Annotated in this window: 24 protein-coding genes; 8 read left to right on the top strand and 16 right to left on the bottom strand. The window is 56.8% G+C overall.

Translation table 11 applies throughout. The features are described 5' to 3' along the window. Positions 1 to 24: 24 nt before the first annotated feature. Genes ACYAC5_RS22165 through ACYAC5_RS22130 form a run of 8 tightly spaced genes read right to left on the bottom strand, consistent with a single transcriptional unit; the run spans position 25 to position 7,557 of the window. Entirely contained in the window at positions 25 to 1,413 is a 1,389-nt protein-coding gene (locus ACYAC5_RS22165; protein ID WP_462063073.1) for an FAD-binding oxidoreductase, read from the bottom strand. A 54-nt stretch (positions 1,414 to 1,467) separates the two neighbouring features. Next, positions 1,468 to 2,268 (bottom strand): ABC transporter permease, encoded by an 801-nt coding sequence (locus ACYAC5_RS22160; RefSeq protein WP_101761439.1) that lies wholly within the window; start codon positions 2,266 to 2,268, stop codon positions 1,468 to 1,470. Beyond that, positions 2,265 to 3,098 carry an ABC transporter ATP-binding protein gene (locus ACYAC5_RS22155; RefSeq protein ID WP_462063072.1) on the bottom strand — a complete coding sequence of 278 codons (834 nt, stop codon included), beginning with the start codon at positions 3,096 to 3,098 and terminating at the stop codon, positions 2,265 to 2,267. Before ACYAC5_RS22155 ends, ACYAC5_RS22160 begins: the two co-directional genes overlap by 4 nt. After that, the gene (locus tag ACYAC5_RS22150) at positions 3,095 to 4,066 is read right to left on the bottom strand and encodes an ABC transporter substrate-binding protein (RefSeq protein ID WP_462063071.1); all 972 of its coding nucleotides are present in this window, start codon (positions 4,064 to 4,066) and stop codon (positions 3,095 to 3,097) included. Before ACYAC5_RS22150 ends, ACYAC5_RS22155 begins: the two co-directional genes overlap by 4 nt. Before the next feature lie 9 nt (positions 4,067 to 4,075). Continuing rightward, positions 4,076 to 4,954, bottom strand: coding sequence for a creatininase family protein (locus ACYAC5_RS22145; protein WP_354466558.1), 879 nt, complete (start codon positions 4,952 to 4,954; stop codon positions 4,076 to 4,078). 14 nt (positions 4,955 to 4,968) lie between these two features. Then, entirely contained in the window at positions 4,969 to 5,424 is a 456-nt protein-coding gene (locus tag ACYAC5_RS22140) for a RidA family protein (protein WP_192235591.1), read from the bottom strand. Continuing rightward, on the bottom strand, positions 5,414 to 6,613 hold the full coding sequence (locus ACYAC5_RS22135) for an amidohydrolase family protein (RefSeq protein ID WP_280173094.1): 1,200 nt from the start codon (positions 6,611 to 6,613) through the stop codon (positions 5,414 to 5,416). Before ACYAC5_RS22135 ends, ACYAC5_RS22140 begins: the two co-directional genes overlap by 11 nt. Beyond that, a complete protein-coding gene (locus ACYAC5_RS22130; RefSeq protein WP_462063069.1) occupies positions 6,610 to 7,557 on the bottom strand; it encodes a PDR/VanB family oxidoreductase in 948 nt (315 codons plus the stop codon). The genes ACYAC5_RS22135 and ACYAC5_RS22130 overlap by 4 nt, the downstream gene beginning before the upstream one ends. 143 nt (positions 7,558 to 7,700) lie before the next feature. On the opposite strand from ACYAC5_RS22130, the gene ACYAC5_RS22125 reads away from it, so the two are divergent. Then, entirely contained in the window at positions 7,701 to 8,621 is a 921-nt protein-coding gene (locus ACYAC5_RS22125; RefSeq protein WP_462063067.1) for a LysR family transcriptional regulator, read from the top strand. A gap of 395 nt (positions 8,622 to 9,016) precedes the next feature. Here the strand turns inward: ACYAC5_RS22125 and ACYAC5_RS22120 are convergent, their stop codons facing one another. After that, entirely contained in the window at positions 9,017 to 10,354 is a 1,338-nt protein-coding gene (locus ACYAC5_RS22120; protein ID WP_462063417.1) for a glycoside hydrolase family 10 protein, read from the bottom strand. A gap of 176 nt (positions 10,355 to 10,530) precedes the next feature. Here ACYAC5_RS22120 and ACYAC5_RS22115 point away from each other — a divergent pair, with 176 nt between their 5' ends. After that, positions 10,531 to 10,857, top strand: coding sequence for a hypothetical protein (locus ACYAC5_RS22115; protein WP_101761446.1), 327 nt, complete (start codon positions 10,531 to 10,533; stop codon positions 10,855 to 10,857). 32 nt (positions 10,858 to 10,889) lie between these two features. Here the strand turns inward: ACYAC5_RS22115 and gabP are convergent, their stop codons facing one another. After that, complete coding sequence (gene gabP / locus ACYAC5_RS22110) at positions 10,890 to 12,284, bottom strand: GABA permease (protein WP_101761447.1); 1,395 nt, start codon at positions 12,282 to 12,284, stop codon at positions 10,890 to 10,892. Positions 12,285 to 12,378: 94 nt separating this feature from the next. After that, entirely contained in the window at positions 12,379 to 13,641 is a 1,263-nt protein-coding gene (gene gabT, locus ACYAC5_RS22105; RefSeq protein WP_309837639.1) for a 4-aminobutyrate--2-oxoglutarate transaminase, read from the bottom strand. 109 nt (positions 13,642 to 13,750) lie between these two features. On the opposite strand from gabT, the gene pdxR reads away from it, so the two are divergent. Then, on the top strand, positions 13,751 to 15,235 hold the full coding sequence (pdxR, locus tag ACYAC5_RS22100; RefSeq protein WP_280173097.1) for a MocR-like pyridoxine biosynthesis transcription factor PdxR: 1,485 nt from the start codon (positions 13,751 to 13,753) through the stop codon (positions 15,233 to 15,235). An 88-nt stretch (positions 15,236 to 15,323) separates the two neighbouring features. Here pdxR and ACYAC5_RS22095 read toward each other — a convergent pair whose 3' ends face one another. After that, positions 15,324 to 16,187: an aldo/keto reductase family oxidoreductase gene (locus ACYAC5_RS22095; protein WP_192412930.1), complete on the bottom strand. Its 864-nt coding sequence runs from the start codon at positions 16,185 to 16,187 to the stop codon at positions 15,324 to 15,326. 97 nt (positions 16,188 to 16,284) lie between these two features. Here ACYAC5_RS22095 and ACYAC5_RS22090 point away from each other — a divergent pair, with 97 nt between their 5' ends. Next, entirely contained in the window at positions 16,285 to 17,211 is a 927-nt protein-coding gene (locus ACYAC5_RS22090) for a LysR family transcriptional regulator (protein ID WP_280173098.1), read from the top strand. 37 nt (positions 17,212 to 17,248) lie between these two features. Here the strand turns inward: ACYAC5_RS22090 and ACYAC5_RS22085 are convergent, their stop codons facing one another. From ACYAC5_RS22085 to ACYAC5_RS22070, 4 genes are all read right to left on the bottom strand, one after another. Continuing rightward, on the bottom strand, positions 17,249 to 18,715 hold the full coding sequence (locus tag ACYAC5_RS22085) for a pyridoxal phosphate-dependent decarboxylase family protein (protein ID WP_110866939.1): 1,467 nt from the start codon (positions 18,713 to 18,715) through the stop codon (positions 17,249 to 17,251). 12 nt (positions 18,716 to 18,727) lie between these two features. Further along, on the bottom strand, positions 18,728 to 20,113 hold the full coding sequence (locus tag ACYAC5_RS22080; protein ID WP_110866938.1) for a diaminobutyrate--2-oxoglutarate transaminase: 1,386 nt from the start codon (positions 20,111 to 20,113) through the stop codon (positions 18,728 to 18,730). Between the two features lie 206 nt (positions 20,114 to 20,319). Continuing rightward, the gene (locus ACYAC5_RS22075) at positions 20,320 to 21,087 is read right to left on the bottom strand and encodes a prepilin peptidase (protein ID WP_192412936.1); all 768 of its coding nucleotides are present in this window, start codon (positions 21,085 to 21,087) and stop codon (positions 20,320 to 20,322) included. 138 nt (positions 21,088 to 21,225) lie between these two features. After that, entirely contained in the window at positions 21,226 to 21,435 is a 210-nt protein-coding gene (locus tag ACYAC5_RS22070) for a hypothetical protein (RefSeq protein WP_101761453.1), read from the bottom strand. A gap of 243 nt (positions 21,436 to 21,678) precedes the next feature. On the opposite strand from ACYAC5_RS22070, the gene arnB reads away from it, so the two are divergent. From arnB to arnD, 4 genes are read left to right on the top strand one after another with little or no spacing between them, the layout of a single operon-like run. Beyond that, on the top strand, positions 21,679 to 22,815 hold the full coding sequence (gene arnB, locus ACYAC5_RS22065) for a UDP-4-amino-4-deoxy-L-arabinose aminotransferase (RefSeq protein ID WP_277974958.1): 1,137 nt from the start codon (positions 21,679 to 21,681) through the stop codon (positions 22,813 to 22,815). Between the two features lies 1 nt (position 22,816). Next, complete coding sequence (arnC, locus tag ACYAC5_RS22060) at positions 22,817 to 23,803, top strand: undecaprenyl-phosphate 4-deoxy-4-formamido-L-arabinose transferase (protein WP_271460398.1); 987 nt, start codon at positions 22,817 to 22,819, stop codon at positions 23,801 to 23,803. After that, complete coding sequence (gene arnA, locus ACYAC5_RS22055; RefSeq protein ID WP_462063063.1) at positions 23,800 to 25,779, top strand: bifunctional UDP-4-amino-4-deoxy-L-arabinose formyltransferase/UDP-glucuronic acid oxidase ArnA; 1,980 nt, start codon at positions 23,800 to 23,802, stop codon at positions 25,777 to 25,779. Before arnC ends, arnA begins: the two co-directional genes overlap by 4 nt. Further along, positions 25,776 to 26,660, top strand: a complete 885-nt coding sequence (arnD, locus tag ACYAC5_RS22050; RefSeq protein WP_280173101.1) for a 4-deoxy-4-formamido-L-arabinose-phosphoundecaprenol deformylase — start codon at positions 25,776 to 25,778, stop codon at positions 26,658 to 26,660. The genes arnA and arnD overlap by 4 nt, the downstream gene beginning before the upstream one ends. Positions 26,661 to 26,675: the final 15 nt, after the last annotated feature.

Raw genomic sequence — 26,675 nt, 5'->3', positions numbered from 1 at the left:
TCGACAATAATAAAATCTACGTGGTTAATTGACGCCAGGGATATGCACATCCGGTAACGTATCGCGTACTTCCCAGCCGCGCAATTTGCCGGGATTTAATAAATTGTGGGGATCACAGGCGCGTTTCATCGCCACCACATCAGCACGCACCATGCCCTGTTTGCCATCTTCAATATGAATCACATGTGGATTATTAATTTTCACGCCATTCGTGCGGTAAATAGCCATAATCGCGTTGAGGCGATCTTCGTCCTGATAACGCACCAGCGGTAAACCGCTACAGGTAATGCTGCCGTTCATATCGCGTAAGAATTCAATGTGCGACATCACCTCATCGGATAATTGTGCTTCCAGCGTTAGCGCCTGCTGCAAATAATTATCCGTCGCGTAAGCAGTTTGCAGGTAAGTTAGCGTCTTATCGATTTTCAGCGCCTGCAGCGTGGTGTGATTCCAGCAATATTCAATCAGCGAATGCCCGCTATTTTCCCCTGCGGCAAAATGCAGCGCATTGCGGCCCGTATGCTGGCTCAGCAGCGCAGGTAACAGCCCGTCGCTTTCGCTGCCCACCACGGAAATCACCCCATGTTTGCGCGCCACATCGGCATCGGCCAGATCGCTGAAGTAATCAAGCACCGGCGCCGCGAACACCGCAATTTGGCGCTTCACCATGCCTGGCGAACGCGCCAGCGCATCGGCAAAGGCCATCGCCGTAGGGAAGTCGTTGAAAGTGTCGAGACGTTCGATCCAGTCGTGGCGCGGTGCCAGCGCCAGTTCAATCTCCAGCACGATGCCATTGCTGCCGTACGCGTGATGCAGCAGCAGCGCATCCGGCGCTTGCAGGGTGATAATGCGCGGCGTCTCTTCCATGGTCATCAGGCGCACCGACAACACGTTGCCTGGCGCGGCCAGCGGACCGTAATTAATCGAACCTACGCCGCCAAATCCGCCGCCAAACAGGCCGCCGAGCGTCGCCAGTTTCCAGGTGGAGGGCATGCAGCGCAGCTCCCAGCCGAGTGGGCGGGTATGCGCTTCGAGGTCGCCAAGGCGAATGCCTGCCTGCGCACGCACCGTGCCGTGGCCGACAGCCGTGACGGCGTTGAGGCGCGTCATATCAACCATCACGCCACCGTGCAGCGGAATCAGCTGACCGTAATTACCGGTGCCGCCGCCGCGCAGATTGAGCGGCACGCGCTGTTTGGCGCAGGCTGCCACGATCAGTGCCAGCTCCTGCTCATCACGCGGACGTACCGCCAGTTCGGCAAACTTCGCTTCCAGCTGCGGTTTCAAGACCGGACTGAACCAGTGGAAATCGCGCGACAGACGTTTGACCTTCGGCGCTTCTTTGATCCAGTCGAGTTCAGGCAACGCCGCGACCAGCGCCGCCAGTGCAGACTGGCGATCGGAATCAGACATGTTTATTTCCTGTGTGAAAAGGGTTATTGCGCCGCTACGGCGCATGCGTGTTTCTTAACTGGGGCTCAATTCACTCTCATGCCATGCCGCCAGCACGCGGCGCGTTAGCCACGACATCAGCGCGAACAGCAGGAAGCCTGCCAGTGAAATCAGCAGCAGCGCGGCAAACATCAGCGGGATATTGAGCTGATAACCGGCCTGCAAAATCTGGTACGCCAGCCCGGTATCGGTGCCGCCGGTGCCAGCGACAAACTCTGCCACCACCGCGCCAATCAGCGACAAGCCGCTGGAGATGCGCAGCGCGCCGAAGAAGTACGGCAGCGCCGAAGGAATACGCAGGCGCAGCAGAATCTGCATGCGTGACGCATGATTAAGGCGGAAATAGCTCAGCAATCCTGGCGACACGCTGCGCAGACCTTGCGTGGTATTGGAGATTATTGGAAACACCGCCATTAAGGTGGCGCACACCACCAGCGATAGCGTGGTGTCTTTCACCCAGATGATGATCAGCGGTGCGATAGCGACAATCGGCGTCACCTGCAAGAACACGATATAGGGAAAAAGGGCGGTCTCAATAAAACGATTTTGCACCAGCAGAAACGCCACAATCGAACCAATCACAATCGCCACCGCAAAAGAGATAACGGTGATTTTCAGGGTGTAGAGCAATGACATAAATAGCGTCGGGAAGTTCTGCACCAGACTTTGCGCCACCACTAGCGGCGAGGGCACCAGAAATACCGGCACCTTGAAGGTGGTGACCAGAAACTGCCACAACAGCAGCATGGCGACCGCGACGATGGCGGGGAACAGCCACTGCTGAAATTGTCGATGGGACGCTAAGGGTTTCATCATTGACTCTCCTTGCTCGCCGCCAGCAGGCCGCGTTGCAGCTGTTGCGCATAATGCGTGAAATCCTGGCTGACGCGGAACTCATCGTCGCGCGGCAACGTGGTTTCAATGCGGATGTCATCTACCACGCGTCCGGGGCGCGCCGCCATCATAATCACCCGCTGCGACAGAAATACCGCTTCCTGAATTGAGTGGGTGACAAACACCACCGTCAGCTTCTGCTCCTGCCACAAATGCAGCAGATCGCTGTCCAGCTTGTTACGGGTGATCTCGTCCAGCGCGCCAAACGGCTCATCCATCAGCAGCACCTTCGGGCGCGTGACCAGGCCGCGCGCTATCGACACGCGCATCTGCATGCCGCCGGAAAGCTCGCGCGGCAATACGTGACCAAACTGGCCGAGACCGACCAGCTCGAGGATTTCGCGCACGCGGGTGTCCGCTTCGGCACGCGGCACGCCTGCCAAATCGAGCGGAAGACGCACGTTTTTGTGCACGTTGCTCCACGGCATCAGCGTCGCTTCCTGAAACACAAACGACAGCGGCAGATCGCGCTGATTTTCGCGCCGATCGCGGCGAAACAGCATTAACTTGCCATCGGTGGGCTCAATCAGCCCGGCGATCATTTTCAGCAAGGTGCTTTTGCCGCAGCCGGACGGGCCGAGCAGCGAGACAAATTCGCCCTGACGAATAGTGAGATCGACCGGCAGCAGTGCGCGCGTACCGTTGGGATAAATTTTCTCCGCTGACAGCACCTCAATCGCCGGTGGCGCCGCAGAACGCGGCACCGCTTGCGCATCGGGATGCAGCAGCGTTAGATGGCTGGCGCTATTCATGGCAGAACCTTGACGTCTTGGATGAATTTCAGCGTGTAGCTGCCGTCAAACGGCACTTTGGCCGCATCGATCAGCTTGGTATCGACCAGCAGCTGCCAGGTTTGCTTGAGGCGCGCTTCGGTCATGATGCCGATGCCGCCGGTTTGCGCATCGCCGCCGGTCAGCATCTGGTATTTCTTCATCTGCGCAATGCCGAAAGCGATCTGTTCATCGCTCATCTGCGGGTTCTCTTTCTTGATCAGCACGTTACCGGCGCTTGGATCTTGCAGATAGTTTTTCCAGCCCTGCATCGACGCTTTCACAAACGCCGCCACCGCAGCCGGCCGTTTCTCGATGGTCGATTTCATGCACACGATGCTGTTGCCGTACGGCGGATAACCCCAATCGCTGATCGGGTAAACATTGGCCTGCGCATTGGCTTTTTGCACCGCAAACGGTTCAGAGGTGATATAGCCTTGCTGCACCAGATTTTTATCGGCGAGGAACGGCTGAATGCTGAAGGTGTAAGGACGCACGCGGGCATTTTTCAGCTTCAGCGCGCTCTGCGCCCACGGCCAATATGAGGTGTAGGCTTCCGCCGCCAGCAGGAAGGTTTTGCCCTGCAAATCGGCCTGGTTTTTCACATCCGGATGGGTGATAAAGGCAATTGCCGAGTGCTGGAAGGTGGTGGCAACTGGCATCGCCTGCACGCCTTGCTGCCAGATTTCCAGCGCCTGCATGTTATCGCTGATGATGCAGTCGGCCTGACCGGCCGCCATCAGCTGCATGGTATGCACCTGCGGACCGCCCATCTTGATGGTGACATCAAGGCCGGCATCGCGATACAGATTCTGCGCCTGCGCCTGATAGAAGCCGCCGTGTTCGGCCTGCGCATACCAGTTGGTCATAAAGGTGAATTTCTCCGCCGCCATGCTCGGGGCCGAGAGTGCCAGCGCAAGCGCGGCAACAGTGCTCAATGTCTTTTTCATCATTATTCCCTAGCGAGGTGGTAAAAAGGCGGCTGCGTCGTGGTGATCTAATACTTTGCCTTGCCACTGGCCGGTGCCCCACGCCGGTTCGGCGCGGGTTACCCATGTCATCTGGTGCACTTCGGTAATCACCTGCGCCCAGCTTTCTGCCAGTGAATCGAGAATGGCTGCACCTTGCTCGGGCGTGGAGGGCAGAGGATCGCCAATCACGCCGCTTGGGCCGAAATCGTAGGAGGCCCACGCCGCCATCGGTTTGTTGGTCGAAAGCGTCGGGCAGGGGAATGCCGGCGGATAATTAGCCACTGCTTTATCCATCTGCACGGTATCGGGCGCCAGCGCCAGCATCAGCGCGGTTTCGGCATGTCCCGCGTGCATCGCCATCTGCCGCTCTTTGTCGTCCATAAAGCTTTCCGCACAGTTCGGCACTTTAAAGGTGTCTTGCATGATGATGATCATGTCGCCGTGGCGCAGACGCAGTTCGCGCGCCGCCATCTGTAACGGCTGTGGCTGGCCGCCGTGGCCGTTAACCATCAGGAACTTGCGGAAACCGGCGCGATAGAGTGATTCGCCAATCTCCAGAATGGTGTGCAGCAGGGTTTCGCCGGTCAGCGTTAGCGTGCCGGGAAAATGCAGATGCTCATCCGATTTGCCGTAGGTGATCGGCGGAATGGCGTAAGCCGGGATTTCCGCGGGTAAGCGCGCCAGCGCATGGCCGACCACGCCGGAGGCGATCACGCTATCCACCGCGCACGGCAAATGCGGGCCGTGCTGCTCAATCGCGCCGGTCGGCAACACGATCACGGTGTTGGCTTTATTTTCCAGCGTGGCGATGTCGGTCCAGCTCAGGTACGGCAAAAAGCGGTTTGCCGGAATATAACCATGCAACATTTGAACTCCTCGTGTTATTGCGGCAACCACGCCGTGGCTTCAACTTCAATTAAGACGTCCGGACTCGGCAGCATCTCGCTCACCTGCACCACGGTAGAAACCGGCGGCGCATCGGGAAAAAATTGCTTACGTACTCGGCTGTAGTGGGGAAAATGGTCGAGATTGCGGAAGTACTGCACCAGTTTGAAGACATCACTCATCTGGCCGCCGGCGCTTTCGATGGTGGCGCGGATGCTCTCCAGCACGTACCAGCTCTGCGCCAGAATCGGCCCCTCTTTAATGTCGGTGGAGAATTCGCCGGTGCGGCCAAGCAGCTGTTGCGCCGCTGCGGGAATGTCGTCGTAGCCGCGCACAATGGTGGCAGTTTGTGGGTTCACCGGAATAATGCCGGAGAGGAAAATGAAGTCACCCGCGCGTCGCCACGCGGCATATTTCGCCAGCGGTTTTCCCGCTCCTGCATCAAGCGCCATCTGTTGTTTCTCCATAACGCACACCCCTTTTCAGCCGATAGCGCTGACGTTGACGCAACGGCCAGCTCGCCACATCGGCATGCGGAAAAATCACCAAATCATTGGCCAGCAGCGCGCGGCGTTGGCAGATCAGCGCGGAGACCTGATCAAACGCCGCGCCGAGTTGCAGGCTCAGCAAACCGCTAAACAGCGTATCGAGCGGATCGTAACTGCCAAACGGACAGAACGCGTCCTGCACGTTGTCAGCGCCGAGCAGCAGCGGAATGCCCAGCGCCTGCGCCTCTTTCACCAGCGTTAAACCGCGCAAACGCGGCGTGCGGCCGGGCACCGCGTCCTGCAACAGCAGATTGGTGAGCGGCAGCGCAATCAATGTCACATTGTGTTGCGCCAGCACGGCAAGAATCTGTTGCGCATCGTCCTGCTGCGACAGCGCGCAGCTGTGGCTGCAGGTGATCGCGCCGCTAAACGGATGCTGCTGCAAATAGTGCGCCAGCCAGCGCAATCCCTGCGCCTCGACGTTAAGTTCTTCATCAATATGCAGATCGATATCCAGCTGCCACAGTTCGGCGGCCTGCATCAGATGCTGAAACGCCTGCGCATCCCAGTTGCTGCTGTGAATAAAACCGCCCAACAGCGCGCCCGGACCGCTGGTCGCGACCTGCGCGGCAATATGCTGCGCATCGCTGGCGTCGGCAAAGAAGGTGAGTGGCGCGAGGGCCACGCGCTCGATGCTGCACAGCGGATGGTGCAGATCGCCAATCACTTGCCACGCTAATGGTGCATCAACGGAGAACCAGTCGATGTGGGTGCGCAGCAAACCGACGCCAGCTTCTACCGCCCAGCGCAGCGCCTGCGTAGCGCGCTGCTGCAGATCTGCTGTGTTCCAGTGCACGCGGTCCTGATGCATGGCAGCAATCGCGGCCAGCAAACCGGGCTGTTGCGCCGGGCTGCGTTGAATAGTGAAGGTTTTATCCAGATGCGCGTGCGGTTCGATAAACGCGGGCAGCACCAGCGCGCCGTGAAGCGGCAGATAATCAGCGGGTGCTGCTGCATGGTCGGGTTCGAATTGCAGGCCCGCGGCGTGGAAATGTAAGGTCGCCAGCTGCGGTTGATTGTTGGCTTCAGGCCAGTTTTCTGGCAGCAGCCAGCGGGGTAAACGTGCGCCGGTCGCACCCGGATAGCCGCTCATAGATCCAGTACCAATAAAGGTGAACGCGCACGTGAACAGCACAGCACGATGCAATCGTTAGCCGCACGCTCTTGCTGGCTCAGCACATCATCACGGTGATCCGGCTCGCCCGCCAACACGCCGGTGATGCAGGCGCCGCACATGCCTTGTTCGCAGGAGAGTTCAATCTCAATCCCTGCTTCTTCAAGTACTTCAGCGATGGTTTGTTGCTCGCCCACGGCAAAGCGTGCGCCGGAGGAGGCGAGCTGCACTTCGAAGGCAGCGCCAGCCATCAGCGAAGATGTGGATTGGAAGCGCTCGCTGTGCAGCTGTGCTTCGTCCCAGCCATGTTGCAACGCCAGCTGCTGCAGATGATGCATAAAACCCGCCGGGCCGCAGAACACCAGCGCAGCGTTGTCTGGCTGGGTGAGAGCTTCGGGAATGCGCTGGCGCAGGCTGTCGCCTTCGCTGCTGTAGTGAATGACGGCGCGCGCGCCGAGTTTGCTCAGACGTTGGCTGAAAGCCAGTTGGTCGGCGCGTTTCAGGTAAAGGTGCAGGGTGAAATCCGCCTGACGCGCCGCCAGTGCTTCGGCCATCACCAACAGCGGCGTCAGGCCGATGCCGGCGGCAAACAGCAGCGTGCGCGGCGCGTGCGGCAGCGGAAAGTGGTTACGTGGCGCGGATATCTCTAGCTTATCGCCGGTGGTTAACTGCTGATGCAGCCAGCGCGATCCGCCGGTTGAACACTCATCCAGACGTACGCAGATTTCATAATACTCGGCTGGCGCAGAGCAGAGTGAATACTGGCGTTTACCGCCGTCAGGAATAATGACATCAATGTGCGCGCCGGGCGTGAAAGCAGGCAGCGGCTGCCCGCTGCGATTCGCCAGCGTCAGTAACACATTGCCTGCACCGTTGAACTGCTTTGCGATGACGGTGACGGCGAGAGGAGTGGATTTCATCATCTTTCTGCCTGAATAGGGATGTCATCAGCTGCGAGGCCGCGCAAACCCTTGTTTTTATCATGGCAGCGATTATTATTTTGCCCATGTGTAAGCGTCCATCTGTTTAATTCGCATGATGCGTTGCAAAAAAGAGAGCACCCTTTATGTTCGCCTTCTCCCGATTTCTGCTCTATTTCACTGAGGTGGCCCGCCAGGGTTCGCTGCGCAAGGCTTCTGAGGTGCTGCACGTCTCGGCATCCTCAATTGATCGGCAGATCCTGCGCGTGGAGGAACAGCTGGATATGCCGCTGTTTGAGCGTCATCCATCAGGATTACGTATGACCGCAGCGGGTGAGATCCTGCTGAATGCGGCGAAAAACTGGCAGCGGGATTTTGGCCGCGTCTGCACGCAGCTGGATGATTTGCGCGGATTACGTCACGGCCATGTACATATCGCCACCATTGATGCGATTAATCGCGGCTTTTTTTCATCGATTTTGCAGCGCATTCGCAGTGACTATCCCGGCATCTCCTTCACGCTGACCACCATGAGCAACATCCACATCGCCAATGCGCTGACCTCGGGCGATGCGGATTTCGGCATCATGCTTAATCCGCAAAGTTCGCGCGAGTTGCTGGTGAAGTCGTTTGCCGATTTACGTCTGGGTATTGTGGTGAGCAGTCAACATCCGCTGGCCAATCTGGAATCGATCCGTTTCAGCCACTGCGAATCCTGGCCATTTATCGTGCCCGCCGCGCCGCTGATGCTGGCCGATCCGCTGGAAGCGCTGATCAACAGTTCGGGCATTAAGATCAACGAAGTGGCGCGCACCAATAACATTCATATGCTGCGTTCACTGGTGCGTGATGATGTGGGGATAAGCCTGATGTGCTGGCTGGATATCGTTGATGAGTATCGGCGCGGTGAACTGAAGTTTATTCCGCTGATCGATACGGTGCTGAAGCCATTTACCTTTTCGCTGTGTGTTGCGCCGCAGCGCCAGCTTTCGATTGCCGCTTCGATGATGTTGCGCGAGCTGGAGTCGTTTTTTGCACTGATGCAGAGTGAGGAGTTGCTGGCGTAATCGGTCGCCATGAATGGCGTAATGCTCGTCAGTTAAGCCGACGACGAGTGCGCAGACCGGTACCATTTTTGGTCCGGCGGTCCTCGCGCCGCTAGCGCGGTACCTTCACTTTGCTCGTCTGCCTGACGGACCGGCGGAGACGGGACGTCCTGTCCCGGCTCCGCCTTTCGCCCGCGTCCTGCGGGCTCTCCTGGCTTCCTCGCTGCGTTCAGCGCTGCGGATTGCCTGCCCAAAAGTGGCCCCGGCCTGCTTAAACTTCTGTGCGTGTTTTTGAAAAGGACACATTTGCTAAAGGCGCGTGACGCAGCAGATGTGTCAGCGCCCGCTACCTGTTCAAAGCAAATGCTTGCTTAACTGACAAGCATTACGCCATGGATGGCGACCTTACGATAATGTTAATCGCCCCAACGGCTGCGCAAATAATTCACCGCATCCTGGGTTTGTGGCTGATTAAGGTAATTTTCGCGGAACAAAATGGTGCCGTTAATTTGCGGTAGCGACTCGTTGAGATCGAGTTGTTTTTTCAACTCCGGCACGCCGCCATTCACCGTCCAGTCAGGTTCGCTTTTCGACGCTTCGCCGATTTTGTACAGCGCCACACCGATATAGAGCCGCGTATGCGTTGGCTTCACCACGTCCGCCCACCAGTGGGCTAACACGTCGTAACGGGCGGCCTGGCGCGCAAACGGCCAGTAAAGCTGCGGCGCGATGTAATCCAGCAGTCCCATTTGCACCCAGCGACGCGTATCGGCGTAGGCTTCGTCGTAGGCGGCCGCGCCACGCGTGTCGGAGCCCGCCGCATCATGCGACAGATTGCGCCACACGCCTGCCGGGCTGACGCCAAATTCTACGTTCGGGTTCAGTTGCTTGATGGTGCGCGACACCTGCTCAATTAACAGCAGCGTATTGTTGCGCCGCCAGTCAGCTTTCGATGCAAAACCCTGACCATACTGGCGGAACGTGGCGCTGTCGTTGAGGGTTGAACCGGACGTTTCAGTATAGAAATAGTCATCGAACTGCACGCCGTCGATCGGATAGTGCGACACCACTTCCGCAACGATGCTGGTGATCCAGTCGCGTGCGGCGGGAATGCCGGGATCGAGCACGAAGCGGTCGCTGGCGGTGCGGATCCAGTCGCGATGCAGCACAAATACGCTGGCCGGTTGCAGCGCAAGCGTATTATTCAGCGCGTTAACCGTGGAAGGTTTGACGTTGGTCGAGACGCGATATGGGTTGAACCACGCGTGCACCTTCATGCCGCGTTTGTGCGCCTCATCCAGCATAAATTTCAGCGGATCGTAGCCGGGATCTTCACCAATCCTGCCGGTGAGCATATCTGACCACGGCAAGATGCTGGAGCGCCACAGCGCGGTGCCATCCGGCTTTACCTGGAAAAATACCGTATTGATGCCGAGGCTTTTCAGTTTATCTAGCTTATCGGTCAACGCCTGTTGCTGCTGGTGGATGCGGTTGGCCGGGCTGGCATTCACGGAATTGATTGGCGGCCAGTCGAGGCGTGAAACGGTGGTGAGCCACACGCCGCGTACCGGTTCTTTGCTCAGCGCTGGTTTAGTCGGCATTGGCGGTTTGGTGACCGTCGGCAACGGCGTGACCAGCGATTTCGGTGGCGGCGAGGAGCAACTGGCCAGTGAGAGGGCGACAGCAATGGCGACCAGCGCAGCGGATTTTTTATAGGTGTTAACCCAGGGAAAACGATGTGAACAGGCTATGATAAACTCTCTTTTTTGCAACTTTCTGTTCGAAGAGCCTCATTCTCTTATCATGCGAACTAAAGTCAATAATGGTGTCATGGTTTGCACGATGAATCGCGCCGCTACGGATAAGTACGGGATTTTGTAGCGTCGCAATGAGTTGCACGCAGTAAATTTATTTGAGGAACCCAAAACCTATGCAATACGAAGACCTTTATCGCCGTATCGGCCAGATCATCTTTAGCTGTGGCCCGCAAGGTGCGCGGGAATTGATCGTTCAGGCTGAACTGTTTGCGGACGATGATGGCGGGCAGTTTCAGTTCGATTACATCGATGAAAACGGTGAACCGGATTGGTTTGAACCCGATGCGCGCGCGATAGGCGATCTCTCGGAGGCGCTGAAAGATTTTCAGCAGTACTTCGTGGATAACAATATGACCAACGGTCTGCCGGTGTGGCGTAAATGCGCGATAAACCTCAACGTGCAGGAAGAAGCCATCAGCATCGACGTGCAGTACGACTAAGTTCCGCGGCATCCTTGCCTGGAAGTCATGCGTTACGAACGTAACGCCACCATCTCCTCGTTTTTCCGCGCCACGCGTTTGCGATGCACAATACGGCTGGCGGCGACGACACCCAGCGTCAACAGGCCGGTGGCGATAATCTCTGGACGGTGTTGTTGGTTGAAAAGCATGGCAACCAACACGCCAACGATGAACACCATCGTCGCCCACGTCAGGCCAGGGAATAGCCACATGCGATAGCTGAGGATTTCACCGCGCGCTTCGCGCTTTTTACGCAGCACCAGATGAGACGCGGCGATCACCAGATACACCAGCAACGCGATGGCGCCGGAACTGGCGAGCAGGAACTCAAATACTGCGCTCGGCGCCAGATAGTTAGCGATCACCGCGAGGAAGGCCGCCGCCGTGGAGAGCAACACCGCTACCCACGGCGTGCCGCTGCGTGTAGTGCGCGACGCGACGGCAGGCGCATCTTCACGACGTGAAAGCGAATAGATCATGCGCGATGCGGTATACAGCGCAGAATTGAGACAGCTACACACCGCAATCAATACCACCACATCAACGATCTGCTTAGCGTAAGGCACGTTCATCATCTGCATCGCTGTCTGGTAAGAACCGGCTTTCATCAGCGACGGCGTATTCCACGGCACCAGCGCTACCACGATGAAGATCGACAGCAGATAGAACAGCGCGATGCGCCAGATCACCGAGTTGGTGGCTTGGGTGATTTGTTTCTTCGGCTCGCGCGATTCGGCGGCGGCAATGGTGACAATCTCGGTGCCCATAAATGAGAACATAGTGGTCAGAATGGCCGCCAGCACCGCGCCGATGCCGTTAGGCATAAAGCCTTGCGTGTCATAGAGATGTGAAATTCCCTGCGTGCTGCTGCCCGGCATCAAACCGAATACCGCTAAACTTCCCGCGCAGAGGAATGCCACAATCGCCACCACTTTCAGCAGGGCGAACCAGAATTCAAACTCGCCATAGTTTTTGACGCTGAATAGGTTGCTGATGGTCAGGAACGTGGTGATCGCCAGCGTGTATTCCCACACCGGAACCTGCGGAAACCACGAATGCAGAATGGTGCCAGCGGCGTTGGCTTCCAGCGGGATCACTAACACCCAGAACCACCAATAAAGCCAACCGATGGTGAAGCCGGCCCAGCGGCCCAGCGATTTGTCGGCGTAGGTGGAGAAAGAGCCGGAATCCGGTGACGCCACCGCCATTTCTGCCAGCATGCGCATAATCAGCACCACCAACGCGCCCGCGGCGATGTAGGCCAGCAGTACCGCCGGACCGGCTTCGGCGATCGCATGGCCAGAGCCAACAAACAATCCGGCACCAATTACGCCGCCAATCGATAACATCCGTACATGGCGCGGCTTCAGGCCTTGCGCCAGTACATCGGCATTCTGTGAACTCATCAATGTTTCTCCAAAGCGTCTCTCAGGCCGCGCGACGCGCAGCCGGGTTACAACAGGTGAGAAGCCCAGCCCGCCGCGCGAGCTGGGTAGATTGTTACGAATCGGCGTGTTGACTCAGCACACTGCTGAGGATCTCCAGCGCCTGGCCGAACTGCGCATCAGGAATGGTGAGCGGATAGAGGAAGCGGATGACATTGCCCTGCGGGCCACAAGTAAGCAGCAGCAGCCCACGCGCCATCGCGTGTTGCTGGATGGTTTGCGCGGTTTGCGCGCTGGCGAACTCCACCGCAATCATCGAGCCAAGGCCGCGAATGTCGGTGATGGAGGAACACTGGCTGCGTGCGCTGTGCAGGAAATCGGTTAACTGAGTACCGAGTTGTTGCGCACGTTCGCACAGCTTCTCGTCGGCGATCACGTCCAGCACCGCATGCGCCGAGGCAATCGCCAGCGGATTGCCAGCGTAGGTGCCGCCCAGGCCGCCTGGACCCGGCGCATCCATAATCTCGGCCCGGCCGCTGACCGCCGATAACGGCATGCCGCCCGCGAGGCTTTTCGCCATGGTGATGAGATCCGGTTTCACCGTATAGTGATCCATCGCGAACAATTTGCCGGTGCGGGCAAAGCCGGTTTGTACTTCATCGGCAATCAGCAGAATGCCGTGCTCATCGGCCAGCGACCGCAGGCGGTTGAAGAATTCAGGCGGCGCGACGTGGAAGCCGCCTTCGCCCTGAATTGGCTCCAGCACGATGGCCGCAACATCCTGTGGCGCGATGTCCTGCGTGAAAATATCCTGCAAGCTGGCCAGCGCATCATCAACGCTGATGCCGGTGACGCCGTTGGGATAGCGCGCGTGCCACACCGACGCGGGCATCGGACCGAAGTCGCGTTTGTAAGGGGCCACTTTGCCGGTCATCGCCATGGTCATAAAAGTACGACCGTGGAAGGCGTTACCGAAGGTGATGATGCCGTGGCGACGCGTAGCCGCACGCGCTACTTTTACCGCGTTTTCTACCGCTTCAGCGCCGGTGGAGAAGAACGCGGTCTTGGCTTTACCGGCAATCGGCACCACGCGATTGAGGCGTTCCGCCAGCGCCACATAGCTCTCATACGGCGTCACCTGGAATGCGGTATGGGTAAATTTCTCTAACTGATCGGCAATCGCCTGCACGATGCGCGGATGGCGATGCCCGGTGTTCAGCACCGCGATGCCGCCAGCGAAGTCGATCCAGCTGTTGCCTTCACCATCGCGCAGCGTGGCGTTCTCCGCGTGCTCTACATACCACTGACAAAGATTGCCGGTGCCGCGTGGCAGGGCATCATCTTTACGTTGCTGCAACTGGCTGTTTTTACCTTCCATAACCTTTCCTTAGCGATAAGCGTCTTTACAAATCACGACAAACACGCTTATTTATGCCTGCGCTGAGTTATCTTGCCAGAGCCACTTTCAGTGAAAAGAGGGGAGCCAATTGCGAAGTTTGTACGCCGATCATGTATTAGAGCGCATGCAGTTTATGCCGGAAGGGACGTTGCAGCAGCGTTTGCTGAGCTGTATGCAAGCCGCTATCGCAGAAGGCATTTTCCCGCGCGCCACGCGCTTGCCCGCCACGCGCGATTTGGCGCGCGAGCTGTCGGTGTCGCGCAACACGGTGTTGAACGTGTATGAGAATTTGATGGCACAAGGCTACGTCACGGCGCGTACCGGCAGCGGAACATGGATTGCAGAAAATTTGCCGGAGGGATCGCTGAACACGCCGCGCAACGTGGCGCCGATCGAAACGTTAAGCGCGAAACCGGCGGCGATTTCCAAACGCGGCGCTTCGCTGCTCGGCCATGCCAATGCCTCGCCATATCAGTGGGGCGCTTTTGTGCCTGGCGCGCCGGATGTCACGCAGTTCCCGCATAAACTCTTCAGCCAGATTCAGGCGCGTCTGAACCGTGAACCGGATATCGAACGGCTGATCTACAGCAGCAACGGCGGCTGTGCACAGCTGCGTGCTGCTCTGGCGGAGTACCTGAGCGTGGCGCGTTCGGTACGCGCCGATGCCGATCAAATCATCATTACTGAAGGGATTCATCAGGCGGTGGATTTGGTTTCGCGCGTGTTATGCGATCCCGGCGATCAGGTGTGGATCGAAGAGCCTGGTTATTGGGGGACGCGCAATCTGCTGCGCATTAACGGACTGAAAATCAACGCCATTGCAGTGGATGAGCAGGGAATGACCCCCGATTTGCCACCGCGCAGTCGTGCACCGAAGATGATTTTCGTGACACCGTCACATCAATATCCGCTGGGCGTGCATCTCAGCCTGGAGCGGCGCAAGCAGCTGCTCGATCTGGCGCGCAAACACAAAACCTGGCTGGTGGAAGATGATTACGACAGCGAGTTTCGCTTCTCCGGCCAGCCGTTCCCGTCGTTGCAAGGCTTTGAGCCGGATGCGCCGGTGATTTATATGGGCACTTTTAGCAAGACGCTTTATCCGGCGCTGCGTCTCGGTTATCTGGTGGTGCCAAAAGCGCTGGCGCAGCCGCTGCGCGTGGCGGCGGCGGAACTCTATCGCGGCGGGCATTTGCTGGTGCAGCGCGCGCTGGCAGAGTTCATCCAAAAAGGGCATTACATGTCGCACATTCGCCGCATGCGCAAGCTCTACAGCCAGCGGCGGCGCTTTATGGTGAGCCTGATTGAGCGTTATGTGGGCGCCGATTTTCTGCCGGTAGTGAATCATGAGGCGGGATTGCACCTGGTAATGAATTTGCCAACCGGCTGCGACGATGTGGCGATCGCCGCGCTGGCGCTACGGCGCGGCGTTAAGGTGCGGCCGTTGTCGCAATATTATATGCATCCGCAGGAGCGGCGCGGCCTGCTGTTGGGTTTTGCCTGCGTCGATGAGCGGCAGTGTCAGGATGCGTTTGGTATTCTCAAAGGTTGTCTGGTCGAGGCAAAAATCATTTAAACAGTGAATAATCTGTAGCGGCGCAACTTGTTGCGCAATGTATATGGGCAAAACACGCGCAATAAATGGCGCCGCTACGAAGGGTGCTCTATCGCTGGCCGATGGTATTTAGCCGCTGCACAATTTCTGGCGTAAGTGTCACTTCGCTACTCGCCAGGTTCTGCTTCAGGTGCTCCGGCGATGACGTGCCCGGAATCAGCAGAATATTGGGCGAACGCTGCAGCAGCCACGCCAGCGCCACCTGCAGCGGCGTAGCATTGAGCTCAATCGCTACCTCGCTCAGCTGATCCGACTGCAGCGGTGAAAATCCGCCGAGTGGGAAAAACGGCACATAAGGAATGCCTTGCGCTGCCAGTTGGTCGAGCAGCGCCTCATCCTGACGATTGGCCAGATTATAGAGATTTTGCACGCAGGCGATCGGCGTCATCGCCTGGGCATCGGCCACCTGTTTAGCCGTCACGTTGCTCAGACCAATGTGTCGAACCAGCCCGCGCTCTTTTAGCTTGATCATCGCTTCAACCTGCGGCTCCAGCGAACCCTCTTTCGGTCCGTGCACGTCCAGCATCGAACGCAGATTAACCACTTCCATCACATCAAGCCCAAGATTGCGCAGGTTATCTTCCACCGCTTGCGTCAGTGCTTCCGGCGTGAATGCCGGTAACCAGCCGCCTTTATCGTTGCGGCGCGCGCCTACTTTGGTGACGATAACCAGATCGTCGGCGTAAGGGTGTAACGCTTTTTTGATCAGCTGATTGGTGATATGCGGACCGTAGAAGTCGCTGGTATCAATGTGATTCACGCCTGCTGCGACCGCATCGCGCAGCACCTGCAAAGCACGCGCTTCATCTTTCGGCGGACCAAACACGCCGGGACCGGCTAACTGCATGGCACCGTAACCGAGTCGTGCGACCTGGCGGTCGCCAAGGGTGTAAGTCAATGCTGGATGAGACATGGAAAGCTCCTTCGTCAGTGTGTGGTTAGATTGTAATCGCCAAAAAGCTGTGCAACTATCCGTACAAATCAGGACACAGTGTACGAGGTAGCGAACAATGGCATTGGATATCGCCTTGCTGCACGCGGTGGTGGCGGTGGCCAAAGCGGGCGGTTTTCGTGAGGCGGCGCGCATGATCGGCAGTAATCCGTCGCGCTTGAGCGATGCGGTGCGGCGTGCCGAAAAGCAACTTGGCGTGCGGTTGTTTAATCGCACCACGCGCACTGTGGCGTTAACTGAAGCTGGCAGGGTGCTGATGTCGCGCCTGCTTCCGGCGATGAACGAAGTGGATGCGGCGCTGGATGCGTTGAACATGTTCCGCGATACGCCGGGCGGCACCTTGCGCTTAAACGTGCCGGTGAGCGCCGCGCGCATTGTGTTACCGGCGATTGTGCCGGGATTTCTAAAGCGCTATCCCGATATCCAGCTGGAAGTGGTGGCGGAAAGTAATGTGCAGGATGTGTTCCGCGATAGTTGTGATGCCGGCATTCGTTATGACGATCATCTGGAGCAAGACATGGTGGCGCTGCCAATCGGTCCGCGCACCCAGCGCTTTGCCCTGGCGGCATCTCCCGCGTATCTGGCGCAATTCGGTAAACCACAGCATCCGCGCGACTTAGTGCAGCATCGCTGTTTACACGGACGCTATGCGACTGGCGTGATTGCTGAATGGGAATTTACCTGCGGCGAGGAAACCGTGCGCTTGCAGCCGAAAGGTCCGCTGATTTGCAGTATCGGCGCGGCGATGGACTTGACGGTAGAAGCGGCAATCGCTGGCTGCGGCGTGGTCTACTTATTTGAGGATTGGATTAGACCGGCGCTGAGTGATGGCAGCCTGCAGCCGATTCTGCCGGATTGGTGGCAAAGCTTCTCTGGCCTTTGGCTCTATTACAACGATCGCCGGTTGATTCCGGCGCCGCTACAGGCGTTTCTGGATTATGTGCGCGAACTGAATTCAGGTGCAGAAGCGAAAAAAAGCCGATAACCGTTGCCAGTTATCGGCTTATTCGCATCACAGGTAATTATGCGTTTAGCAGCTGATTCGCGGTTTTCTCAACCAGCGCCAGCAGGAGTTTAACATCTTCCAGCGTCACGGTTGGGTTCAGCAAGGTCAGCTTCAGGCAGGTTACGCCCTGATTCTCGGTCACACCTACGTTGGCGCGACCTGAATCCAGCAGCGCATCGCCAATACGCTGGTTGAACAGCGCAATCTGAGCAGTATCGGTCAGTTGCTCTGGACGATAGCGGAACAGTACGCTCGCCAGCTGAGGCTGCATCACCAGCTCGAGGCGTGGTTCAGAGGTAACAAATTTCGCCACTTCCTGCGCCAGCGTCACACCGTGATCGATGATCGCCGCATACTGTTTCTGACCCAGCGCTTCCAGGCCCATCCACAGTTTCAGCGCATCGAAACGACGCGTGGTCTGCAGTGATTTGGATACCAGATTCGGTACGCCGGCCTCTTCGTCAAACTCAGAGTTCAGGTAAGCCGCCTGATAACGCATCAGCTCGTAATGACGCTCATCTTTCAGCAGGAACGCACCGCAGCTGATGGTCTGGAAATACTGTTTATGGAAGTCCAAAGTGACGGAATCCACCCGCTCCAGGCCATCGAGGTAGTCGCGATACTTCTCGGACAGCAGCAGCGCGCCGCCCCATGCTGCATCAACGTGTACCCAAATGTTGCGCTCGGCAGCAATGCCGGCAATTTCACGCAGCGGATCGATAGCACCGGCATCGGTGGTACCGGCGGTCGCCACGATCGCCAGGATCTGTTCGCCGTTAGCGTCGGCCTGCGCCAGTTTGGCTTTCAGGTCTGACACATCCATACGGGCGAACTCATCAGACTTCACCTGCACCACAGATTGGTAGCCATGGCCAAGCAGCGCCATGTTCTTCTGTACGGAGAAGTGCGCGTTTTCAGAACACAGCACTTTGATCTTACGCAGATCACCAGTGATCCCGTGCTGCTGCACCGAGTGACCCTGACGCTGATAGAAGGCGTCGCGTGCCAGCATCAGACCCATCAGGTTGCTCTGGGTGCCGCCGCTGGTGAACACACCGGCGTCGCCAGCCGGGTAACCCACTTGCGCACGCAGCCATTCGATCAGTTTGATCTCAATGATGGTGGCAGAAGGGCTCTGATCCCACGAATCCATACTCTGATTGGTGGCGTTGATCAGGACTTCTGCCGCCTGACTTACCACCAGACTCGGGCAGTGCAGATGCGCTACACATTGTGGGTGATGCACTGAAAGACTGTCTTTCAGGAAATATTCAATCGCGCGTTCAATCGCGGCCTGGTTACCCAGGCCGTTTGGATTGAAGTCGAGCGTGATACGCTCGCGCAGTTCGGCAACGCTTTTGCCTTGATACATCTCAGGCTGTTGCAGCCACTGCACAACCGCGGCGCTGCTCTGGGCAATCGCCTGCTGGTACGCCTCAATGCTCTGTGCAGAGGCGGCCAGAATCGGGTTTACTTCAGACATTTACTCTTCCAATCAAACAGGTTTGACGCCAGCGCCAATCAGCGCCTGCTCAAATTTATCCAGGAAAATCGCTAGCTCATCGTTGGTGATCAGCAGTGAAGGCAGCAGACGCAGAACTGCGCCATGGCGGCCACCGCGCTCCAGAATCAGACCTGCTTCGAAGCACTTCTTCTGCAGCAGCGCAGAGAGCTCGCCGTCAGCCGGGAAGCTGCCCATGTGATCGGCCGCTTCGTTCGGTTTAACGATCTCAATGCCGATCATCATGCCGAGACCACGAACGTGACCAATTACCGGGAAGCGTTTCTGCATTGCGGCCAGCTGCTGTTTCAGCCATTCACCCTGCGCGGCCACTTTGCCTGCAATATCCTGCTCTTTGAGGATTTTCAGCGTGGTCAGGCCTGTAGCCATCGCCAGCTGGTTGCCACGGAAGGTGCCGGTGTGATGACCAGGTGACCAAACGTCGAACTGCTTTTTGATGCCCAGCACAGCCAGTGGCAGACCGCCGCCAACAGCTTTAGACATCACGATGATGTCTGGCTCGATGCCGGCGTGTTCGAAGGCGAAGAATTTGCCGGTACGGGCAAAGCCAGCCTGAACTTCGTCGAGGATCAACAGAATGCCGTGTTCCTGCGTCACTTTACGGATGCGCTGCAGCCACTCAGCGGGTGCTGGGTTCACGCCGCCTTCGCCCTGAACGGCTTCGAGGATTACTGCTGCAGGCTTACGCACGCCGCTTTCCACGTCGTTGATCAGGTTGTCGAAATAATAGGTCAGCGCTTTCACGCCAGCTTCACCACCGATACCCAGCGGGCAACGATACTGATGCGGATAAGGCATGAACTGCACTTCTGGCATCATGCCATCAACCGCTTCTTTCGGTGCCAGGTTACCGGTGACGGACAGCGCGCCGTGCGTCATACCGTGATAACCGCCAGAGAAGCTGATCACGCCGCTACGGCCAGTGGCTTTCTTCGCCAGTTTCAGCGCGGCTTCAACCGCATCGGCACCAGAAGGGCCGGTGAACTGCAGGCAATAATCTTTACCCTGGCCTGGCAGCAGCGAGAGCAGAGACTCAGAGAACTGATCTTTCAGTGGAGTAGTCAGATCAAGAGTATGTAACGGCAAGCCGCTGGTAATGACATTTTGAATGCTCTGGAGAACATCAGGATGGTTGTGACCCAGTGCCAGCGTCCCTGCGCCAGCCAGACAGTCAAGATATTGTTTATTCTCAACATCTGTGATCCACACGCCATGGGCTTTAGCGATAGCTAAAGGCAGTTTGCGCGGGTAACTCCTGACGTTAGATTCAAACTCAGCCTGACGGGCTAAGAATGCGTCGTTATTTCCGTTGAATGCATTGGCACCAAAACTATCAATACGGACTTTATCCGTCATCATATCTCTCCTTCAACCGGGGCACGTAAGGCTCGCCAATTGACTAATTGAACAAAAAAGTAACAGCTGTGAAAAAACGCGGCCAATATAGAGCCTTTTGACCTACATCACAATGATTAATTTTGTTTAGATTTGTTTACTCTTTCCATATATGAATCAGAGCGTTGGCCAGAAATTGGCCACTTAATTTCGCACCGCAGTTGGGGTGGTTAAAAAATAATCGAATGAATAAAGAGACTTATAGCCGCTAAGGCGATCCACGGACCAAAGGCGATGACGTAATTGAGCTCGCGCTGCCCGCTAACTCTGGAAATCAAAACACATAAAATAGCGCCGCCCGAAGCCAATAAAAGCACCCAGGGTAAAAGCGACCAGCCCAACCAGGCGCCGATTGCCGCCAGCAGTTTTGCATCGCCCATCCCTAATCCCTCAATCCCTCTAATCCATTGATATAAAATTGATAGCGCCCACAACAAGCAATATCCCGCTATGGATCCCCATACCGCTTCTTGTAATGAGCCGGGTAGCCATCCCATCGCTTTAAACAGCAGCGCAATCCACAGCAAGGGCAGCGTAATCACATCCGGTAAAAGCAGATGTTCGAGGTCAATAAAGGCTAATACCGTTAACGCCCAGAACAATATGAGCGCGCCCAGCAATTGCATATTGACTGGCATCAGCCAGATAAGCAGCAGCGTCAGAAGCGCGGTAATTATCTCCACCTGTGGATAACGCCCGCTGATTTTACAATGGCAATAACGGCATTTACCGCGTAACAGTAACCAACTTATGAGCGGAATGTTGTCGCGCCAGCGCAGCGCGGTGGTGCATTGGTGGCAGTGAGAGGGCGGACAACACACATTTAGCGGAGTGTTCGGGTGCACTATTTGCAATGGCAACCGCGAGATCACCACGTTAAGAAAGCTGCCTACGGCCAATCCTAATAGGCCACTAATTAAGCCATATACGTATTCCATTACTCATACCTCGCGCCATCCAGGCTTGTCGTTGCCAGGACTTTACGCCGAAGCGAGGATAGGTGCGAGAGGTAAAAGGGCGTTACAGCGGCATACATCGGGATTGCAGAGCGGGCTCCAGAAATGGAGAGGAGAAGATTAAGCTTGCTGCTTGAACAGCTGAATCGCTTCCTGCACATTGCTGGTATTCAATGACATTACGCGGTCGTTATTAAGGAACACATCGTAGTGGCCGGCGTTATAGCGGAACACATATAGATCGCCGCGATAGCGCAATCCTTTGGTTTTCACCCCAATATGGTGGCGGCGCAGCGCTGCCTGAGAAAGTCTGTCAGTAGCCGTACTCATCGCATTATCCTCCAGACGTTATAAGACATATCCTGACTTAGTATAGGGTCAAAACCTTAATTTAACCTTAAGAAGTGTGCTGGTTCATGATGATAAACCGGCAAATTTGACCCTTCCTCTACCAATCCTCAACGTGTCAGAAAAAGCCGACTTAGTACCCTTCTCATTTAATGTTGCGTTAAGTTAACCCGCGTATTTTGGAATAAATGGCCGTTAAATAGTGCTTAATTCCAAGGTAACATAATGAATTTTCTACCATTCTCACGGCCCTCGTTGGGTGAAGAAGAGTTAGCCGCCGTTAAATCGGTGTTTGAGTCGGGTTGGATCACCACCGGCCCGAAAAATGCCGAACTGGAAGAGACTTTTGGCCAGCTCACCGGCAATCAGCATTCGATTGCCGTCAGCTCCGCCACGGCGGGGATGCACGTCACGCTGCTGGCGCTGGGCATCCAGCCCGGCGATGAGGTGATCACGCCTTCGCTAACCTGGGTTTCCACCATCAACATCATCACGCTGCTGGGTGCGACGCCGGTGATGATCGATATCGATCGCGACACCTTGATGGTAACGCCGGAGCTGATTGAAGCGGCGATCACGCCGCGTACGCGCGCCATCATTCCGGTGCATTACGCTGGCGCGCCCGCCGATATAGATGCCATTCGCGCCATTGGTGAGCGCCATGGCATTCCGGTGATTGAAGATGCGGCGCACGCCGCAGGCTGTTATTACAAAGGAAAGCACGTTGGTCAGCAGGGCACGGCGATCTTCTCCTTCCACGCCATCAAAAACATGACCTGCGCCGAAGGTGGCTTGATTGTCACCGATGATGCGGCGTTGGCCGACCGCATGCGCAGTCTGAAATTCCACGGACTCGGCGTCGATGCGTACGATCGCCACACGCACGGCCGCAAGCCGCAGGCCGAAGTGATCATGCCGGGTTTCAAATACAACCTGCAAGATATCAGCGCAGCGATTGCTTTGGTGCAGCTGAAAAAGCTGCCCGCCATCAATCAGCGCCGCGCGGCGATTGCGCAGCGCTATCTCACTGAACTGGCGAATACGCCGTTTCTGCCGCTGGCGCAGCCAGAATGGTCACATCAACACGCGTGGCATCTGTTCATTATTCGCGTTGATGAGGCGCAGTGCGGCATCAGTCGTGATGCGCTTATGGAAACCTTGAAGGCACAGGATATCGGCACCGGGCTGCATTTCCGTGCCGCGCACACCCACAAATATTATCGCGAACGCTATCCGCAACTCTCGTTGCCGCACACCGAATGGAATAGCGATCGCATCTGCTCAATCCCGTTATTCCCTGATATGCGCGATGAAGATGTCACGCGCGTGATTAGCGCATTACGTCAGATCGCTGGAGTTTGACATGCTGGAAGAAAAAACCATTCGCAAAGTTTCCGTGGTGATCCCGGTGTACAACGAAGAGGAGAGCCTGCCGGAGCTGGTGCGTCGTACCGATGCAGCCTGCGCAGGATTAAATCTGGCGTACGAGATTCTGCTGGTCGATGACGGCAGCAGCGATCGCTCGGGCGAGATGATTGCCGATGCCGCCGATATGCCGGGCAGCCATGTGGTTGGCGTGTTGCTGAACCGTAATTACGGTCAGCACTCGGCGATCATGGCGGGCTTTAGCCACGTCAGCGGCGACCTGATCATCACGCTGGATGCCGATCTGCAAAACCCGCCGGAAGAGATCCCGAACCTGGTGAAAGCGGCTAAGCAGGGTTATGACGTGGTGGGCACCGTGCGTCAAAACCGCCAGGACAGCTGGTTCCGCCGCCGCGCCTCACGCACCATTAATCACCTGATTCAGCGCGTCACCGGCAAAGCGATGGGTGATTACGGCTGCATGCTGCGCGCTTATCGCCGCCATATCGTCGATGCGATGCTGAACTGCCACGAACGCAGCACCTTTATTCCCATCCTCGCCAACACCTTTGCGCGCCGCACCATTGAGCTGCCGGTGGCGCACGCCGAGCGCGAATTTGGCGATTCAAAGTACAGCTTTATGCGGCTGATTAACCTGATGTATGACCTGGTCACTTGCCTGACCACCACGCCGCTGCGCTTGCTGAGCATCGTCGGCAGTTTGATTGCGCTGGCCGGTTTTGCCTTCTCGCTGATTCTGATTGTGCTGCGTCTGTTCCTCGGCGCGGCATGGGCCGGTGATGGCGTGTTCCTGCTGTTCGCGGTGCTGTTTATTTTTATCGGCGCGCAGTTCATCGGTATGGGATTACTCGGCGAATACATCGGCCGCATTTACAACGACGTACGCGCCCGTCCGCGCTACTTCATCCAACGTGTGATTCACCCACAGCAAAACGCCTCATCTGTACAGGAAATTGAGCAATGAAAACTGTCGTCTTCGCCTACGCCGAAATGGGCTGTGCGGGTATTTCTGCACTTCTGAACGCTGGCTATGAAATCAGCGCTATTTTCACCCACTCAGACACAGGAACTGAGAGCCACTTTTTCGACTCCGTTGCGCGTTTAGCCGCTGAGCAGGGCATTCCGGTCTATGCGCCGGAGGATGTCAATCATCCGCTGTGGGTCGATCGCATTAAAACCATGGCACCGGATTACATCTTTTCCTTCTATTACCGCGCTTTGTTAAACGACTGCATTCTCAGCTGTGCGCGTTTGGGTGCCTTTAACCTGCACGGTTCGCTGCTGCCTAAATATCGTGGCCGCGCGCCGCTGAACTGGGTGCTGGTCAATGGCGAAACCGAAACCGGCGTAACGCTACACCGCATGGTGAAGCGCGCCGATGCCGGTGACATCGTGGCGCAACAGCGCGTGGCGATTGACGAGCAGGACAACGCGTTAACGCTGCATCGCAAGCTGGTTGCCTGTGCAACGCAGGTGCTGGAAGGTGCATTACCGGCGGTGAAACGCGGCGATATCGTTACCACACCACAAAATGAGCGCGAAGCCACGGTTGTGGGTCGCCGCACGCCAGAAGATGGCCGCATAAAATGGGAACAACCGGCGCAGACGGTCAATAATCTGGTGCGCGCGGTGACCTATCCGTGGCCCGGCGCGTTCGCCTATGCCGGAACGGTGAAATTCGTGGTGTGGAAAAGTCGCGTACACAGCACTGAACATCAGGCCAAACCGGGTACCGTGCTTTCTGTTGAGCCATTCCTGATCGCCTGCGCTGAAGGCGCGCTGGAAGTGGTGACCGGTCAAAGCGATAACGGCGTGTTTATGAACGGCAGCCAACTGGCGCAAAACCTCGGTATGGTGAAGGGCGCCTTGCTCTATTCTCAGCCGGTGGCGGCGGTGAAACGTCGCACCCGCGTGCTGATTCTCGGCGTGAACGGTTTTATCGGTAACCACCTTACCGAGCGTCTGCTGCAGGATGATAACTTCGAAGTCTACGGTTTAGACATCGGTTCTGACGCCATCAGCCGTTTCCTCGATCAGCCACGCTTCCACTTTGTTGAAGGCGACATCAGCATTCACTCAGAATGGATCGAGTATCACATTAAGAAGTGCGACGTGGTGCTGCCATTGGTGGCTATCGCCACGCCGATTGAGTACACACGCAATCCGCTGCGCGTGTTTGAGCTCGACTTTGAAGAGAACCTCAAAATCATTCGTGACTGCGTGAAGTACAAAAAGCGCATCATTTTCCCATCGACTTCCGAAGTGTACGGCATGTGTACCGATCAGCATTTCGATGAGGATCACTCCAATCTGGTGGTTGGGCCGATTAATAAACAGCGCTGGATCTATTCGGTGTCTAAGCAGCTGCTGGACCGCGTGATTTGGGCTTACGGTGAAAAAGAAGGGCTGCGCTTTACGCTGTTCCGTCCGTTTAACTGGATGGGGCCGCGCCTCGATAATCTGAATGCCGCGCGTATCGGCAGTTCTCGTGCTATCACGCAGCTGATCCTCAATCTGGTGGAAGGCTCACCAATTAAGCTGATTGATGGCGGCGCACAGAAGCGCTGCTTCACCGATATTCGCGACGGCATCGAAGCGCTGTTCCGTATCATCGAAAATAAACAGAACAACTGCGACGGCCAGATCGTCAACATCGGTAACCCTGATAACGAAGCCAGCATTAAAGAGTTGGCCGAGCGTCTGCTGGCGAGTTTCGAACGTCACCCGCTGCGCAGCAACTTCCCGCCGTTTGCCGGCTTCCGTGAAGTGGAGAGCAGCAGCTATTACGGCAAAGGTTATCAGGACGTGGAACACCGTAAGCCGTCGATCAAAAACGCGCGTCGTCTGCTGGACTGGACGCCAACCGTAGAGATGGATACCACCATCGATAACACGCTGGACTTCTTCCTGCGCACCGTTGAGCTACAGGATAAACCATGAAGAAAGTCGGTTTGCGTGTCGATGTCGATACCTGGCGCGGCACCCAACTTGGCGTGCCGGCGTTACTGGAGCAATTCAGTTTGCATCAACTGCAGGCCAGTTTTTTCTTCAGTGTTGGGCCGGACAATATGGGGCGCCACTTGTGGCGCCTGTTAAAACCGCGTTTCCTGTGGAAAATGCTGCGGTCGCGCGCCGCATCACTCTACGGCTGGGATATTTTGCTGGCCGGCACCGCCTGGCCGGGACGTGAGATTGGTCGCGGTCTGGAGGAGATCATCAGCGCCACCGCCGATCATCATGAAGTCGGTTTGCATGCGTGGGATCACTTTGCCTGGCAAACCTGGGCGGGCGTGTGGCCGCAAGAGAAACTGGTTGAGCAAATTGCGCGCGGTAAACAGGTGCTGGAAGCGATCATCGGTGACAATGTCACCTGTTCAGCGGTGGCGGGCTGGCGCGCCGATGGCCGCGTGGTGGCTGCCAAGCAGCAGTTTGGTTTCAGCTACAACAGTGATTGTCGCGGCAGCGGTCCATTTATACCGATTCTCAGTGATGGCAGCCCCGGCACGGTACAAATCCCGGTGACCTTGCCGACCTGGGATGAAGTGGTTGGGCAATCGGTGAGCGCGGAAGGTTTTAATGACTTCATCCTCGAGCAGATCCATACCGCAAGCGGTTCGCCGGTTTACACCATTCATGCCGAAGTGGAAGGGATTGTCGGGCTTGAGGCGTTCGCCGATCTGCTGAGACGTGCGGAGCAGCAAGACATTCAGTTCTGTCCGCTCAGCGCCTTGTTACCCGACGATCTCACTACGCTGCCACAGGGCAATATCGTACGCGGGCATATTCCCGGACGTGAAGGCTGGCTAGGCTGCCAGCGCTAATTTTTACAGGAACCA

Source organism: Pantoea sp. y20 (assembly GCF_054903455.1).
The sequence above is the reverse complement of the archived record's forward strand: the minus strand, read 5'-3'. Positions and strand labels throughout refer to the sequence as shown.

What these genes read in the sequence shown, in the direction of transcription:
- ACYAC5_RS22165 (WP_462063073.1), bottom strand. Translation starts at nt 1,413, where the DNA reads ATGTCTGATTCCGATCGCCAGTCTGCACTGGCGGCGCTGGTCGCGGCG.
- ACYAC5_RS22160 (WP_101761439.1), bottom strand. Translation starts at nt 2,268, where the DNA reads ATGATGAAACCCTTAGCGTCCCATCGACAATTTCAGCAGTGGCTGTTC.
- ACYAC5_RS22155 (WP_462063072.1), bottom strand. Translation starts at nt 3,098, where the DNA reads ATGAATAGCGCCAGCCATCTAACGCTGCTGCATCCCGATGCGCAAGCG.
- ACYAC5_RS22150 (WP_462063071.1), bottom strand. Translation starts at nt 4,066, where the DNA reads ATGAAAAAGACATTGAGCACTGTTGCCGCGCTTGCGCTGGCACTCTCG.
- ACYAC5_RS22145 (WP_354466558.1), bottom strand. Translation starts at nt 4,954, where the DNA reads ATGTTGCATGGTTATATTCCGGCAAACCGCTTTTTGCCGTACCTGAGC.
- ACYAC5_RS22140 (WP_192235591.1), bottom strand. Translation starts at nt 5,424, where the DNA reads ATGGCGCTTGATGCAGGAGCGGGAAAACCGCTGGCGAAATATGCCGCG.
- ACYAC5_RS22135 (WP_280173094.1), bottom strand. Translation starts at nt 6,613, where the DNA reads ATGAGCGGCTATCCGGGTGCGACCGGCGCACGTTTACCCCGCTGGCTG.
- ACYAC5_RS22130 (WP_462063069.1), bottom strand. Translation starts at nt 7,557, where the DNA reads ATGATGAAATCCACTCCTCTCGCCGTCACCGTCATCGCAAAGCAGTTC.
- ACYAC5_RS22125 (WP_462063067.1), top strand. Translation starts at nt 7,701, where the DNA reads ATGTTCGCCTTCTCCCGATTTCTGCTCTATTTCACTGAGGTGGCCCGC.
- ACYAC5_RS22115 (WP_101761446.1), top strand. Translation starts at nt 10,531, where the DNA reads ATGCAATACGAAGACCTTTATCGCCGTATCGGCCAGATCATCTTTAGC.
- gabP (WP_101761447.1), bottom strand. Translation starts at nt 12,284, where the DNA reads ATGAGTTCACAGAATGCCGATGTACTGGCGCAAGGCCTGAAGCCGCGC.
- gabT (WP_309837639.1), bottom strand. Translation starts at nt 13,641, where the DNA reads ATGGAAGGTAAAAACAGCCAGTTGCAGCAACGTAAAGATGATGCCCTG.
- ACYAC5_RS22095 (WP_192412930.1), bottom strand. Translation starts at nt 16,187, where the DNA reads ATGTCTCATCCAGCATTGACTTACACCCTTGGCGACCGCCAGGTCGCA.
- ACYAC5_RS22090 (WP_280173098.1), top strand. Translation starts at nt 16,285, where the DNA reads ATGGCATTGGATATCGCCTTGCTGCACGCGGTGGTGGCGGTGGCCAAA.
- ACYAC5_RS22085 (WP_110866939.1), bottom strand. Translation starts at nt 18,715, where the DNA reads ATGTCTGAAGTAAACCCGATTCTGGCCGCCTCTGCACAGAGCATTGAG.
- ACYAC5_RS22080 (WP_110866938.1), bottom strand. Translation starts at nt 20,113, where the DNA reads ATGATGACGGATAAAGTCCGTATTGATAGTTTTGGTGCCAATGCATTC.
- ACYAC5_RS22075 (WP_192412936.1), bottom strand. Translation starts at nt 21,087, where the DNA reads ATGGAATACGTATATGGCTTAATTAGTGGCCTATTAGGATTGGCCGTA.
- ACYAC5_RS22070 (WP_101761453.1), bottom strand. Translation starts at nt 21,435, where the DNA reads ATGAGTACGGCTACTGACAGACTTTCTCAGGCAGCGCTGCGCCGCCAC.
- arnB (WP_277974958.1), top strand. Translation starts at nt 21,679, where the DNA reads ATGAATTTTCTACCATTCTCACGGCCCTCGTTGGGTGAAGAAGAGTTA.
- arnC (WP_271460398.1), top strand. Translation starts at nt 22,817, where the DNA reads ATGCTGGAAGAAAAAACCATTCGCAAAGTTTCCGTGGTGATCCCGGTG.
- arnA (WP_462063063.1), top strand. Translation starts at nt 23,800, where the DNA reads ATGAAAACTGTCGTCTTCGCCTACGCCGAAATGGGCTGTGCGGGTATT.
- arnD (WP_280173101.1), top strand. Translation starts at nt 25,776, where the DNA reads ATGAAGAAAGTCGGTTTGCGTGTCGATGTCGATACCTGGCGCGGCACC.